Annotated in this window: 13 protein-coding genes; 7 read left to right on the top strand and 6 right to left on the bottom strand. The window is 68.5% G+C overall.

The features are described from left to right. The first annotated feature begins 20 nt into the window (after positions 1 to 20). The 4 genes from AC1RL8_RS24385 (at position 21) to AC1RL8_RS24370 (ending at position 3,261) form a co-directional block, all read left to right on the top strand. Positions 21 to 941, top strand: coding sequence for a tetratricopeptide repeat protein (locus tag AC1RL8_RS24385; protein ID WP_492687011.1), 921 nt, complete (start codon positions 21 to 23; stop codon positions 939 to 941). A gap of 132 nt (positions 942 to 1,073) precedes the next feature. Then, positions 1,074 to 1,382 carry a helix-turn-helix domain-containing protein gene (locus tag AC1RL8_RS24380; RefSeq protein ID WP_492687012.1) on the top strand — a complete coding sequence of 103 codons (309 nt, stop codon included), beginning with the start codon at positions 1,074 to 1,076 and terminating at the stop codon, positions 1,380 to 1,382. 49 nt (positions 1,383 to 1,431) lie between these two features. Next, on the top strand, positions 1,432 to 2,712 hold the full coding sequence (locus tag AC1RL8_RS24375; protein ID WP_492687095.1) for a type II toxin-antitoxin system HipA family toxin: 1,281 nt from the start codon (positions 1,432 to 1,434) through the stop codon (positions 2,710 to 2,712). 102 nt (positions 2,713 to 2,814) lie between these two features. Continuing rightward, complete coding sequence (locus AC1RL8_RS24370) at positions 2,815 to 3,261, top strand: META domain-containing protein (RefSeq protein ID WP_095950501.1); 447 nt, start codon at positions 2,815 to 2,817, stop codon at positions 3,259 to 3,261. A gap of 15 nt (positions 3,262 to 3,276) precedes the next feature. Here the strand turns inward: AC1RL8_RS24370 and AC1RL8_RS24365 are convergent, their stop codons facing one another. From AC1RL8_RS24365 to AC1RL8_RS24355, 3 genes are all read right to left on the bottom strand, one after another. Continuing rightward, positions 3,277 to 4,185 carry a phosphoribosylaminoimidazolesuccinocarboxamide synthase gene (locus tag AC1RL8_RS24365; RefSeq protein ID WP_062478299.1) on the bottom strand — a complete coding sequence of 303 codons (909 nt, stop codon included), beginning with the start codon at positions 4,183 to 4,185 and terminating at the stop codon, positions 3,277 to 3,279. Positions 4,186 to 4,285: 100 nt separating this feature from the next. Next, entirely contained in the window at positions 4,286 to 5,350 is a 1,065-nt protein-coding gene (fba, locus tag AC1RL8_RS24360; protein WP_062478296.1) for a class II fructose-bisphosphate aldolase, read from the bottom strand. A 154-nt stretch (positions 5,351 to 5,504) separates the two neighbouring features. Continuing rightward, entirely contained in the window at positions 5,505 to 5,990 is a 486-nt protein-coding gene (locus AC1RL8_RS24355; RefSeq protein WP_070063218.1) for an Lrp/AsnC family transcriptional regulator, read from the bottom strand. Between the two features lie 144 nt (positions 5,991 to 6,134). Here AC1RL8_RS24355 and AC1RL8_RS24350 point away from each other — a divergent pair, with 144 nt between their 5' ends. Further along, positions 6,135 to 7,151, top strand: a complete 1,017-nt coding sequence (locus tag AC1RL8_RS24350; RefSeq protein ID WP_070063219.1) for a 1-aminocyclopropane-1-carboxylate deaminase — start codon at positions 6,135 to 6,137, stop codon at positions 7,149 to 7,151. Between the two features lie 60 nt (positions 7,152 to 7,211). Here the strand turns inward: AC1RL8_RS24350 and pyk are convergent, their stop codons facing one another. The 3 genes from pyk to AC1RL8_RS24335 all read right to left on the bottom strand — a co-directional run bounded on the left by pyk (position 7,212) and on the right by AC1RL8_RS24335 (position 10,960). Further along, a complete protein-coding gene (pyk, locus tag AC1RL8_RS24345) occupies positions 7,212 to 8,660 on the bottom strand; it encodes a pyruvate kinase (protein ID WP_062478290.1) in 1,449 nt (482 codons plus the stop codon). A 105-nt stretch (positions 8,661 to 8,765) separates the two neighbouring features. Beyond that, on the bottom strand, positions 8,766 to 9,959 hold the full coding sequence (locus AC1RL8_RS24340) for a phosphoglycerate kinase (RefSeq protein ID WP_492687013.1): 1,194 nt from the start codon (positions 9,957 to 9,959) through the stop codon (positions 8,766 to 8,768). Positions 9,960 to 10,051: 92 nt separating this feature from the next. Next, positions 10,052 to 10,960, bottom strand: coding sequence for a LysR family transcriptional regulator (locus tag AC1RL8_RS24335; RefSeq protein WP_492687014.1), 909 nt, complete (start codon positions 10,958 to 10,960; stop codon positions 10,052 to 10,054). A 90-nt stretch (positions 10,961 to 11,050) separates the two neighbouring features. On the opposite strand from AC1RL8_RS24335, the gene AC1RL8_RS24330 reads away from it, so the two are divergent. After that, a complete protein-coding gene (locus tag AC1RL8_RS24330; protein WP_492687015.1) occupies positions 11,051 to 11,605 on the top strand; it encodes a VOC family protein in 555 nt (184 codons plus the stop codon). Continuing rightward, positions 11,598 to 12,719, top strand: coding sequence for an alpha/beta hydrolase family protein (locus tag AC1RL8_RS24325; RefSeq protein ID WP_492687016.1), 1,122 nt, complete (start codon positions 11,598 to 11,600; stop codon positions 12,717 to 12,719). Before AC1RL8_RS24330 ends, AC1RL8_RS24325 begins: the two co-directional genes overlap by 8 nt. Positions 12,720 to 12,722 lie beyond the last annotated feature (3 nt).

Below are 12,722 nucleotides of genomic sequence, written 5' to 3'. Positions count from 1 at the left end.
TTCACCCCCAGCTGTTCCCGATGATCGACATCACTCTCGAAAATTTCCAGGCCGAGCTGATCGAAGGCTCGGTCGCCACGCCGGTGCTGCTGGACATCTGGGCCGAATGGTGCGGCCCCTGCAAACAGCTCGGCCCGGTGCTCGAAAAGCTCGAAACCGAGTACGCCGGCCGCTTCACGCTGGCCAAGCTGGACGCCGACAAGGTGCCGCAGATTTCCTCGCAGCTGTCCGAGATGTTCGGCGTGCGCAGCATCCCGTTCTGCGTGATGTTCAAGGACGGCCAGCCGGTGGACGGCTTCGTGGGCGCCATTCCGGCCGAGAAGATCCGTGAGTTCCTCGACAAGCACGTGCCGGGCGCGGAGGAAGCCGAGGCGGCTTCGGAAGGCGCCGCCGCGCAGGAAGCGCTGGCCGAGGGCGACACCCTGGGCGCGCTCGAGAAGCTGCAGCACGCGGTGGCCACCGACCCGGCCAACGACGATGCGCGCTTCGACTACATCAAGCTGCTGCTGCAGGAAGGCCGCACCGACGACGCCAAGGTCGCCTTTGCGCCGGTGATCGCCAAGACCACGCTGGTGCGCCGCTTCGATTCGCTGCAGCGCTGGATGGACGCCATCGATTTCGCCGCACCCGTCACCGGCTCGGCGCCGACGCTGGGCGACTTCGACGACAAGATCGCGGCCAACAAGCGCGACTTCGACGCCCGCTTCGGCCGCGCCCGCCTGCTGATGGCCGCCCAGCGCTGGACCGACGCGATGGACGAGCTGCTCGACATCCTCATGCGCGACAAGAGTTGGAGCGAAGACCTCGCGCGCAAGACCTACATCGCGATCCTCGACGTGATCGAGCCCCCAAAGGTGAAGGTCGCCGACGGGCAGATTCCGCCGGACGATCCGGTCGTTGCCACGTACCGTCGCCGCCTGAGCAGCGTGGTGTTGAGCTGAACGGCTGAACGACGCATTGCGCCTTTCGGTGCGCAATTGAACAAGAAAGCGACCTGTGGGTCGCTTTTTTATTGCCGCCACCGCCCCATATAGATAACATTGCTACTCAATTTCCGATAAAAGCGCATTGCAATGATCCAACTGACCGAAGAACTCGAAAAAGCCCGCAAGGCCGGCGGCCTGAGCCAGGAGGCGCTGGCCACGCGCGCCGGGCTGTCGCGCATGACGGTGCAGCGCATCGAAAGCGGGCAGATCGATCCGCGACTGTCGACGCTGCTCGAAATGGCGCGCGTGCTGGGGCTCGAGCTGATGCCCGTGCCCGCCAGCCTGCGCCCGCAGCTCGAAGACTTCGTGCGCTCGGGCGGCCGTCTGCTCGGCCAGCCGGCGGGCGTGGGCGCGCCGCCGTCCATCGCGCAAAGCCTGGCCGAAGAGAACCGGTGAGGCGGTGAGCACGCGCGCCGTCTTCAACACGGGCATCCGCTACCTGCGGATGCACCTGCACCTGCCCGGTGGCGGGCGGCGCGCCATCGGTTACCTCTCGCAGTACGGCGACATCCTGCGCGTGTCCTTCGACGAGGCCTACATCGCCGATGCGGGCCGGCCCACGCTGTCCCTCGCGTACCGCGGTGCCGACGAGGCCGCGACCCGCGCCATCCTGGCCTCGGCGCGCGACGCCCGCGTGTCGCGCAGCGACGGCCGCTGGCCCAGCTACTTCCAGAACCTGCTGCCCGAGGGCCACAACCGCGAGCGCCTCGCGCAGCAGCGTGGCTGCGCAGCCGACGACGAGTTCGAGTTGCTGGCCGCCGCCGGCCACGACCTCATGGGCGCGCTCGAGGTCGAGCCCGTGCCCACGTCCGAGGGCATTCCCGACACCGTGCGCCACTGGCACACGGCGCTGGGGCTCGACGTGCTCGAACCCGGCTTCGTCGAGATGCCGGTGGAAGACGCCGCCGCCATCCCCGGCGTGGTGACCAAGTTCTCGGCGGTGCAGGACGGACGCCGCTACGTGGTCAAGCGCCACGGCGCGGCGGGCTCGTTCATCCTCAAGCTGCCGAGCACGCGCCACCCCGACCTGGTCGCCAACGAATACACCGGCTACCGCCTGTGCGGCGCGCTCGGCCTCGACTGCGCGCAGGCCCACGTGATCGACCGCGCCGACGCCGACCTGCCCGAGCAGGTGCCCTTCGCGCAGATCCTGGCGGTGCGCCGCTTCGACCGCACGCCAGAGGGCGGGCGCATCCACATGGAAGAGTTCGCGCAGGTGCTGCAGTACGAGCCGCGCCAGAAGTACGGCCGTGGCCTGGCCACCGACTGGCCCGCCATGCTGCGCGTGCTCGACCGCCTGTCGCCGAACCCGGTGGCCGACGTGCGCGAGTGCGTGCGCCGCCTGGTCGCCTTCATCCTGCTGGGCAACAGCGACGCGCACCTGAAGAACTGGGCGCTGCGCTACCCCGACGGCGTGGCGCCGGTGCTCGCGCCGCTGTACGACCCGGTCTGCGTGGCCGCCTTCTTCGAGGACGTGCCGGCGCGCGACTACGGCGTCAACCGCGCCATCGACGCCACGCTGCGCGCCTTCGACGGGCCGGCGCTGGAGGCGCTGCTGCGCGCGGCCGGGCTGCTGCGGCCGGCGCGTCTGATGGCCATCGCGCGCGACACCGTGCGCCAGGCCCAGGCCGAGTGGCCTGCGCTGCTGGCGCAGGACGGCACGCCCGCCAGCGTGCGCCGCTGCGTCGAGGCGCGCCTCGCGGGCGGCGTGGCCCTGGCGGTCTGAAGAAGCCCGGATGCGCCATCGGGCCTGTCTTCGCACCGGCCACGGCGTCGCATACGATGGCGCCGGTTTTAACTTGTTGCAGATTGAAAAGGAAAATTGGCCATGCGTTCCTTCGCCCGCCGTACCGCGCTCCCCGCCATTGCCTCGGCCGCGCTGCTGCTGACCGCCCTGACCGGTTGCGGCAGCGGCATCAGCCTCGACGAGCCGATCGAAGGGCCGGTGTGGCGCCTGGTGCAGCTGGGCGACGAGCCCATCGCGCCGGGCGGCGATGCGCAGCTGCAGTTCGACCGCAACAGCGGACGGGTGAGCGGGTCGGGCGGCTGCAACCGCGTCACGGGATCGTTCACGCGCGCGGGCGTGTCGCTCAAGCTCGGCCAGATGGCCGCGACCCGCATGGCCTGCGCCGACCCGGTGCGCGGCGCCAACGAGGCGCAGTTCCTGTCGGCGCTGCAGAACACGGCCAGCTACCGGCTGGCGCCGGGGCGGCTCGCGCTGCTCGATGCGAGCGGCCGCACCGTGGCGCTGCTCAGCAACGGCACGACACGCTAAAAACGAAAAGCCGGATCAGCCGTGGGTGAGGCGGTCCAGCGCCTCGCGGTACTTGGCGGCCGTCTTCTCGATGACTTCGGCCGGCAGGCGCGGCGCCGGGGGCGTCTTGTCCCAGGGCTTGCCGTTGATCTTGGTGGCCTCGAGCCAGTCGCGCACGAACTGCTTGTCGTAGCTCGGCGGGTTGGTGCCGGCGGCCAGCGCGGCCTCGTAGCCCTCGACCGGCCAGTAGCGCGAGCTGTCGGGCGTGAGCACTTCGTCCATCAGCACCAGCGTGTCGTTCTCGTCCAGGCCGAACTCGAACTTGGTGTCGGCAATGATCATCCCCTTGGCGAGCGCGATCTGGGCCGCCGCCTCGTAGATGGCGATGCTGACCTCACGGATCTGCTGCGCCAGCTTGGGGCCGACGACCTCGACCACGCGCTCGTAGCTGATGTTCTCGTCGTGCTCGCCGGCCGCGGCCTTGGCGGCGGGCGTGAAGATCGGGCGCGGCAGCTTGCTCGCGTTGGTCAGGCCCTCGGGCAGCGGCACGCCGCAGACCGCGCGGTTGTCCTGGTATTCCTTCCAGCCGCTGCCGGCCAGGTAGCCGCGCACCACGGCCTCGACGGGAATCGGACGCAGGCGCTTGACCAGCATCGAGCGGCCCGTGACCTGCGCCACCTCGTCGGGTTGCACCACGCTCTCGGGCGCCTCGCCCGTCAGGTGGTTGGGGCACAGCGCGCCCAGGCGGTCGAACCACCACAGCGCCATCTTGGTGAGGATCTCGCCCTTGCCCGGGATGGGCTCGCCCATGATCACGTCGAAGGCGCTGAGCCGGTCGCTCGCGACCATCAGGATGCGGTCTTCGCCGACGGCGTAGTTGTCGCGCACCTTGCCGCGCGCAAGCAGGGGCAGGCTCTGGATGGAAGAGGTGTGAACGGTGGTCATGGACGGATGCTCGGCTGGGAAACGGTGACGGGAAAAGCGGATTGTGCGCGCAGAAAAAAGCCACCGCGAGCGGTGGCCTGCGGCGCGCAGTCTGTCTTCGTTAGATGACTTGCTGCGCCAGGTCGCCCTTGGCGTACTTGGCGGCAACGACCTGCAGCGTGTCGCCCTTGATCTTGGCGCCCTGGCCTTCGCAGCCGAACTCGATGTAGCGCTGCTTGCAGATCTGCTTGGCGGCTTCGCGCGCGGGCTTGAGCCACTCGCGGGCGTCGAACTTCTCGGGGTTCTCGGCCAGGAACTTGCGCACGGCGCCGGTCATCGCCAGGCGGATGTCGGTGTCGATGTTGATCTTGCGCACGCCGTACTTGATGGCTTCCTGGATTTCCTCGACGGGCACGCCGTAGGTTTCCTTCATGTTGCCGCCGTATTTACGGATGATTTCCAGCAGGTCTTGGGGCACCGACGACGAGCCGTGCATCACCAGGTGGGTGTTGGGCAGGCGGGCGTGGATTTCCTTCACGCGCTGGATCGACAGGATGTCGCCCGTGGGCTTGCGCGTGAACTTGTAGGCGCCGTGGCTGGTGCCGATGGCGATGGCCAGCGCGTCCAGCTGCGTGGCCTTCACGAACTGGGCGGCTTCCTCGGGGTCGGTGAGCAGCGACGCGTGGTCGAGCACGCCTTCGGCGCCGATGCCGTCTTCTTCACCGGCCATGCCGGTTTCGAGCGAGCCCAGGCAGCCCAGTTCGCCTTCGACCGTGACGCCGACCTTGTGGGCCAGTTCGACCACCTTGCGGGTCACGTCGACGTTGTAGTCGAACGAAGCGGGCGTCTTGCCGTCTTCGTGCAGCGAGCCGTCCATCATCACGGACGAGAAGCCCAGGTCGATCGCGCCCTGGCAGATGGCCGGGCTCTGGCCGTGGTCCTGGTGCATCACCAGCGGGATGTTCGGGTACTGCTCGATGGCGGCCTGGATCAGGTGCTTGATGAAGGCTTCACCCGCGTATTTGCGGGCGCCGGCGCTGGCCTGCAGGATGACGGGCGCGCCGGTTTCCTTGGCGGCCTCCATGACGGCCTGGACCTGTTCGAGGTTGTTGACGTTGAAGGCCGGAATGCCGTAGCCGTTGGCGGCGGCGTGGTCCAGCAGTTCGCGCATCGAGACGAGTGCCATGGGAAATACCTCGTGGGAATAGAAAAAGACGGGAAAAAGAGAAGGCGGAAAGTCGGGAGAAAACTACCCCGATTCTACCGAGCCCCCTTGTGGGACAGGGCCGACGCCACCCCGGGCGCCACGGGTACTGGCGCGCAGCTCTTTTTCAACTTTTTCAGATCGGCAACTGCGTGGTCGACAGCACCTGCTTGAGCACCACGAAGGTCCGGATCTGCCGCACGCCCGGCAGGTACAGCAGCTGCTCGGCATGCAGGCGGTTGAAACTGTCGTTGTCGCGGGTGCGCACGAGCATGAAGTAGTCGAATTCGCCCGTGACGACGTGGCATTCGAGGCAGCCCGACACCTTCTGCGCCGCTTTCTCGAAATCGGCGAAGGAGTCGGGCGTGGAGCGGTCGAGCACCACGCCGATCATCACGAGCATGCCAACCTCGAGCGCGTCGGGGTCCAGCAGGGCGACCACGCCCTTGATGAAGCCCGCGGCCCGGAGCCGCTCGACCCGCCGCAGGCAGGCCGGCGCGCTGAGGTTCACCTTGGCAGCCAGCGCCACGTTCGACACCGAGGCGTCGCGCTGCAGGGCGCGCAGGATGGCGCGGTCGGTGCGGTCGAGCTCCGTCGGGGCACGCAACTTTGTTGTGCTCATGGCTTCCTTTCCGGATGAAAATCCTTCTGTATGGCGATCCTGCCTTCTTTTGAGCGACGAAGCCAGCCAACTTCGCAAGCACATTGCAAAGCCTTCTTCCTACGATCGACAGCTTCAACCCTCACCGCTTTTGGAGCTGCGTCGATGAACCTGAAGAAATTCCCCCGCCACGCCCTGACCTTCGGCCCCACGCCGATCCAGCCGCTGAAGCGCCTGAGCGCCCACCTGGGCGGCAAGGTCGAGCTCTACGCCAAGCGCGAGGACTGCAACAGCGGGCTGGCCTTCGGCGGCAACAAGACGCGCAAGCTGGAGTACCTGATCCCCGAGGCGCTTGAAGGCGGCTACGACACGCTGGTGTCGATCGGCGGCATCCAGTCGAACCAGACGCGCCAGGTGGCCGCGGTGGCCGCGCACCTGGGCCTGAAGTGCGTGCTGGTGCAGGAGAACTGGGTCAACTACTCCGACGCGGTGTACGACCGGGTCGGCAACATCGAGATGTCGCGCATCCTCGGCGCCGACGTGCGGCTGGACGCGGCGGGCTTCGACATCGGCATCCGCCAGAGCTGGGAACAGGCGATGGCCGACGTGCGTGCGGCCGGCGGCAAGCCCTTCCCGATCCCCGCGGGCTGCTCGGAGCACCCGCGCGGCGGCCTGGGCTTCGTGGGCTTTGCCGAGGAAGTGCGCCAGCAGGAGGCCGAGCTCGGATTCAAGTTCGACTACATCGTGGTCTGCTCGGTCACGGGCAGCACGCAGGCCGGCATGGTGGTGGGCTTCGCGGCCGACGGGCGCGCCGACCGCGTGATCGGCATCGACGCCTCGGCCAAGCCCCAGCAGACCTACGAGCAGATCCTGCGCATCGCGAAGAACACGGCCGAACTGGTCGAGTTGGGCCGCGACATCACGGAGAAGGACGTGGTGCTCGACCGCCGCTTCGGCGGGCCCGAGTACGGGCTGCCGAACGAGGGCACGCTGGAGGCGATCCGTTTGAGCGCGCGCTTCGAGGGCATGCTGACCGACCCGGTGTACGAGGGCAAGTCGATGCACGGGATGATCGAGAAGGTGCGCCTGGGCGAATTCCCGGCGGGCTCGAAGGTGCTGTATGCGCACCTGGGCGGGGTGCCCGCGCTCAACGCCTACAGCTTCCTGTTCCGCAACGGCTGAACCAGACGGCGCCATGAAAAAGGCCGGCATGTGCCGGCCTTTGCTTTGCTGCGAACGATCTCAGCTCGCTCTGCAGATCTTCAGCATGTTGGTGCCGCCGGGCGCGCCCATCGGCTCGCCGCAGGTGATGGCGTACACGTCGCCGCTTTGCACGATGCCGCGCTTCTTCAGATGGCTCTCGGCCTGGCGCAGCGCGGTGTCGCGGTCGCTTTCCGAATCCATGAGCAGCGGGCGCACGTTGCGGTACAGCGCCAGCTTGCGCTGCGTGGCCAGGCGCGAGGTCAGGGCGTACATGGGGATGTGCGCGCGGTGGCGGCTCATCCACAGGATGGTCGAGCCCGATTCGGTCAGCGCCACGATGGCCTTGGCGCCCAGGTGGTGCGCCGTGAACAGCGCGCCCATGGCGATCGACTGGTCGATGCGGCTGTAGGTCTTGCCGCTGAAGTCGGCGTCGAGCGTCTTGTCTTCGGCGGCCTCGGCGGCTTCGCAGATGCGGCTCATTTCCTGGACGGTCTCGAGCGGGTAGCGGCCCGAGGCGGTTTCGGCGGAGAGCATCACGGCGTCGGTGCCGTCGAGCACGGCGTTGGCCACGTCGCTGACCTCGGCGCGGGTAGGCACGGGGTTGGTGATCATCGACTCCATCATCTGGGTCGCGGTGATGACCACCTTGTCCATGTCGCGCGCCATGCGGATCATCTTTTTCTGCAGCGCCGGCACGGCGGCGTTGCCCACTTCCACGGCCAGGTCGCCACGGGCGACCATGATGCCGTCGCTGGCGCGCAGGATTTCTTCCAGCTTCGGAATGGCCTCGGCGCGCTCGATCTTGGCGATCATGCCGGGCTTGTGGCCGTACTCGGCGGCCGCCACGTTGCACAGCTGGCGCGCCATTTCCATGTCGGTGGCGTTCTTGGGGAAGCTCACGGCCACGTAGTCGGCCTGGAAGCTCATCGCGGTCTTGATGTCTTCCATGTCCTTGGCCGTCAGCGCGGGCGCCGTGAGGCCGCCGCCCTGCTTGTTGATGCCCTTGTTGTTCGACAGCTCGCCGCCCAGCTTGACGGTGGTGTGCACCGCTTCGCCCTTGACGCCGTCGACCGTGAGCACGATCAGGCCGTCGTTCAGCAGCAGCTTGTCGCCGGGCTTCACGTCGCGCGGCAGGTCCTTGTAGTCCAGGCCGACGGCATCGACGTCGCCCAGCTCGGTGCGCGAGGCGTCGAGCACGAACTTGGCGCCCGGCTCCAGCCAGATCTTGCCCTGCGCGAACTTGCCGACGCGGATCTTCGGGCCCTGCAGGTCGGCCATGATGGCCACTTCGCGGCCGGCCTTGCGGGCCGCCTCGCGCACCATGGTGGCGCGGTCGATGTGGTCCTGCGCCGTGCCGTGGCTGAAGTTCAGCCGCACCACGCTGACCTTGGCCAGGATCATCTGTTCCAGCAATTCCGGCGTGCTGGAGGCGGGGCCGAGGGTGGCGACGATCTTGGTGGCGTGGCGGGGGATGCGGTCCGAGCTCATGAAGGGGGTCTCCGTTTTGTATTCGCTACTGTATACACTTTGTGTGTCGAACGGAAGTCAGTCGCCACGGGGGATTTCCCTCCCGTGGCCGGACCGCCGCCGGAATCAGCCCGCCGCGCGCTTGGCCAGGATCTCGAAGGCCGGCAGGGTCTTGCCCTCCAGCACCTCGAGGAAGGCACCGCCGCCGGTCGAGATGTAACCGACCTGCTTTTCGATGCCGTACTTGGCGATGGCCGCCAGGGTGTCGCCGCCGCCGGCGATCGAGAAGGCGCTGCTTTCGGCAATGGCTTGCGCGATGGCCTTCGTGCCGCCCGCGAAGGCGTCGAACTCGAACACGCCCACGGGGCCGTTCCAGACGATGGTGCCGGCTTCGCGCAGCTGCGCGGCCAGGATGGCCGAGGTCTTCGGGCCGATGTCCAGGATCAGGTCGTCCTCGGCCACGTCGGTGGCGGCCTTGACGGTGGCGGGCGCGTCGGCCGCGAAGGTCTTGGCCGTGACCACGTCGACCGGGATCGGCACGTCGGCGCCGCGCGCGCGCATGGCGTCGATCACGGCCTTGGCCTGGTCGAGCAGGTCGGGCTCGGCCAGCGACTTGCCGATCTTCAGGCCCGCGGCCAGCATGAAGGTGTTGGCGATGCCGCCGCCGACGATCAGCTGGTCGACGTTGGCCGACAGGCTCTTGAGGATGGTGAGCTTGGTGCTGACCTTCGAGCCCGCCACGATGGCGACCAGCGGGCGCTTGGGCTGGGCCAGCGCCTTGGTGATGGCGTCGATCTCGGCCGCCAGCAGCGGGCCGGCCGCGGCCACCTTGGCGAACTGGGCGATGCCGTAGGTGGTGGCTTCGGCGCGGTGGGCGGTGCCGAAGGCGTCGTTCACGTAGATGTCGGTGAGCGCGGCGAGCTTGCGGGCCAGCGCTTCGTCGTTCTTCTTCTCGCCCTTGTTGACGCGGCAGTTCTCCAGCAGCACGACCTGGCCGGGCTTGACGTCGACGCCGTCGACCCAGTTGGCCACCAGCGGCACTTCACGGCCGAGCAGCTCGCCCAGGCGCTGGGCCACGGGCGCCAGCGAGTCTTCGGGCTTGAACTCGCCTTCGGTCGGGCGGCCCAGGTGCGAGGTGACCATCACGGCCGCGCCGGCGTCGAGCGCCAGCTGGATGCAGGGCACCGAAGCGCGGATGCGCGTGTCTTCGGTGATGCGGCCGGCGTCGTCTTGCGGCACGTTGAGGTCGGCACGGATGAAGACGCGCTGGCCGGCGGCCTTGCCTTGCGCACAGAGGTCGGTGAATCGAATGACGTTCATGGGTCTGAGGATGGTGAAAGACGGGACTGCCCGCATTGTAGTTTTCGCCCTCCGGCACCCCTGCGCGTCTCTTGCGGGGCGGTGATGCTTTTTCAGGCCTTCGACTGCGCGGCCGCGAACTGCTCCAGGATGCCGACGAAGCTCGCCGCCGCGGGCGACAGCGAACGCCGCGCCGCGCTGTACACGCAGACCTCGCGGTGGAAGTCGGGCGACTCGAGCCGCACCATCTGCAGCCCGTGCGCGCGCACCAGCGACGCCGAATAGGTCGGGCACACGGTCAGCCCCAGCCCCGAGGCCACCATGCCCAGCGCGGTGGTCATGTACGACACCTCCTGCGTGCCCGGCCGCATCAGGAAGGCGCGCTCCTCGGGGCCCAGCTCGGGCAGCACGCGCTGGCGGAAGTCGCGCGTGGGCGCGATGAAGGTGTAGGGCCCCAGCTCGTGCCAGCGCACCTTGCGGCGCTTGGCAAAGGCGTGGCCGGGCGGGCAGATCAGCCAGTGGCGGTCGCGGAACAGCGTGCGGCGCTCGATGGCGGCGGCGTCCACCGCCACGTCCTGGCCCACGGCCAGCTCGACGTCGCCGGCCGCCACGCCCAGCAGCAGGTGCTCGGGCAGCGTGTCGGCCAGGCGCACGTCCACGTCGGGGTACGCCTCGCGGTAGGCGGAGATCACGCGCGGCATCAGCGTGCAGGCCATGAGTTGCGGCGCTGCGAGCCGCAACAGCCCTTTCTTCTTGTCACGCAAATCGGTCACGCCCGCGACCGCGCTCGTGAGGTCGCCGAGCAGCCGGTGCACCGACGGCAGGAACTCGCGCCCCGCCTCCGACAGCTGCACGCGCCGCGTGTTGCGGTCGAGCAGCTGCACGCCCATCTCGCGCTCGAGTTCGCGCACCAGCACGCTGAGCGCCGACTGCGTGAGGTGCAGCTGCCCGGCGGCGGTGGTGAAGCTGCCGGTTTCGGCCACGGCGGCGAAGGCGCGCAGCTGGCGCAGGGTGAGGTTCATATATATGGTTATTTCATCAATCGATGAATTAATTTCGATTGCATCATAAGACGCGGCATTGCCCAATCGCGGCCTCAACGGAGACACGACATGCCGACGACCGCCACCCCCACGGCGCCCCCACCCATTCGCGGGCTGCACCACTTCGCCTGGCGCTGCCGCGACAGCGAGGAAACCCGCCACTTCTACGAAGACCTGCTGGGCCTGCCGCTGGCCCACGTCATCAAGAACGACCACGTGCCGAGCACGGGCGAGTACTGCCCCTATGTGCACATCTTTTTCCAGATGCGCGACGGCGCGTACATCGCCTTCTTCGACCTGGGCGACGACACCGCCGCGCTGCCCTCGCCCAACACGCCTTCGTGGGTGAACCACATCGCGCTGCGCGTCGACTCGGGGGCCGACCTGCTCGCCGCCAAGGCGCGGCTCGAAGGCGCGGGCATCGAGGTGCTGGGCGTGACCGACCACCACATCATCGAGTCGATCTACTTCTTCGACCCCAACGGCATCCGCGTGGAACTCACCACGCCGACCGTGCCGCAAACCGAGATGGACGCGCACGCGCGCCATGCCCATGCCGACCTCGACGCGTGGACCGCGCGCAAGGCGGCGCTTCGCGCAGCGAAAGGCGCGTCGCATGTCTGAGCTGCAACTCGCCGTCATCGACGTGAAGCCCGGCGCGGCCATGGACAGCCAGTCGGGCCTGCAGCTGCTGCGCCCGCGCATCTACGGCGCCTTCCGCGCGCCGCCGGGGCCGAAGAAGATCGCGGCCATCGTGATGCACCCGACCAGCAACTTCATGGGCCACTACCTCATCGGCCCGCTGGCCGAGCGCGGCATCTGCTGCATGGGCCTGAACTCGCGCTTCGTCGGCAACGACACGGTGCTGCTGATGGAGCGCGCAATTCAAGACCTGGGCGCCGGCGTGCAGTACCTGCGCGCGGCCGGCTACGAGAAGGTGTTCCTGGTCGGCAACTCGGGCGGCGCGGCGCTCTCGGCCTTCTACCAGGCGCAGGCCGAGCAGCTCACGGCCACGCACCTGCCCGACGGCGACCCGACGCACCTGCACCCCAGCGACCTGCCACCCGTGGACGGCCTCGCGCTGTGCGCCGCGCACCTGGGCCGCACGCGGCTCATGCGCGACTGGATCGACCCTTCGGTGACCGACGAGCACGACCCGCTCTCGGTCGACCCCGAGCTCGACATGTACGACCCGCGCCACCGCGTGCCCTACGAGGCCGACTTTCTCGCGCGCTTCAGCGCGGCGCAGAAGGCGCGGATGGACCGCATCGAGCAGTGGTGCCTCGAGCGCCTCGCGCTGCTGCGCGGCACGCCCGGCGCGCCGCGCGACCAGACCTTCGTCGTCTACCGCACGCATGCCGATCCGCGCTGCGTCGACCTGTCGCTCGATGCCAATGCCCGCCTGCCCGGCAGCGTCTGGGGCGATGCGCGGCAGGTGAACTATTCGGCCAACGCGATGGGCCGCACCACCTCGCTCACCGCGTTCCTCTCGCAGTGGTCGTCGCGCTCGCAGGCCGACGGGCCCACCAACCTCGCGCGCACCACGGTGCCCCAACTGCTGCTGACCTACACCGGCGACCAGTCGACCTTCCCGAGCACGCGCGACGCCTGGATGGCCGCGGGCGGCGCGCGCATCCGCAACGTCGACATCGTCGGCGGCAACCACTACCTGGCGGGCCAGCCCGAGCTGATCCCGCAGGCGGCCGATGCCATCGCCGAGTTCGCGCACGCGCTGTAGAAG

The sequence above is a fragment of the Variovorax sp. GW822-FHT04E09 genome (genome assembly GCF_058800845.1).
Note: the sequence above shows the minus strand (reverse complement) of the source record. Positions and strands in the feature narration are given on the sequence as shown.

What these genes read in the sequence shown, in the direction of transcription:
- AC1RL8_RS24385 (WP_492687011.1), top strand. Translation starts at nt 21, where the DNA reads ATGATCGACATCACTCTCGAAAATTTCCAGGCCGAGCTGATCGAAGGC.
- AC1RL8_RS24380 (WP_492687012.1), top strand. Translation starts at nt 1,074, where the DNA reads ATGATCCAACTGACCGAAGAACTCGAAAAAGCCCGCAAGGCCGGCGGC.
- AC1RL8_RS24375 (WP_492687095.1), top strand. Translation starts at nt 1,432, where the DNA reads ATGCACCTGCACCTGCCCGGTGGCGGGCGGCGCGCCATCGGTTACCTC.
- AC1RL8_RS24370 (WP_095950501.1), top strand. Translation starts at nt 2,815, where the DNA reads ATGCGTTCCTTCGCCCGCCGTACCGCGCTCCCCGCCATTGCCTCGGCC.
- AC1RL8_RS24365 (WP_062478299.1), bottom strand. Translation starts at nt 4,185, where the DNA reads ATGACCACCGTTCACACCTCTTCCATCCAGAGCCTGCCCCTGCTTGCG.
- fba (WP_062478296.1), bottom strand. Translation starts at nt 5,350, where the DNA reads ATGGCACTCGTCTCGATGCGCGAACTGCTGGACCACGCCGCCGCCAAC.
- AC1RL8_RS24355 (WP_070063218.1), bottom strand. Translation starts at nt 5,990, where the DNA reads ATGAGCACAACAAAGTTGCGTGCCCCGACGGAGCTCGACCGCACCGAC.
- AC1RL8_RS24350 (WP_070063219.1), top strand. Translation starts at nt 6,135, where the DNA reads ATGAACCTGAAGAAATTCCCCCGCCACGCCCTGACCTTCGGCCCCACG.
- pyk (WP_062478290.1), bottom strand. Translation starts at nt 8,660, where the DNA reads ATGAGCTCGGACCGCATCCCCCGCCACGCCACCAAGATCGTCGCCACC.
- AC1RL8_RS24340 (WP_492687013.1), bottom strand. Translation starts at nt 9,959, where the DNA reads ATGAACGTCATTCGATTCACCGACCTCTGTGCGCAAGGCAAGGCCGCC.
- AC1RL8_RS24335 (WP_492687014.1), bottom strand. Translation starts at nt 10,960, where the DNA reads ATGAACCTCACCCTGCGCCAGCTGCGCGCCTTCGCCGCCGTGGCCGAA.
- AC1RL8_RS24330 (WP_492687015.1), top strand. Translation starts at nt 11,051, where the DNA reads ATGCCGACGACCGCCACCCCCACGGCGCCCCCACCCATTCGCGGGCTG.
- AC1RL8_RS24325 (WP_492687016.1), top strand. Translation starts at nt 11,598, where the DNA reads ATGTCTGAGCTGCAACTCGCCGTCATCGACGTGAAGCCCGGCGCGGCC.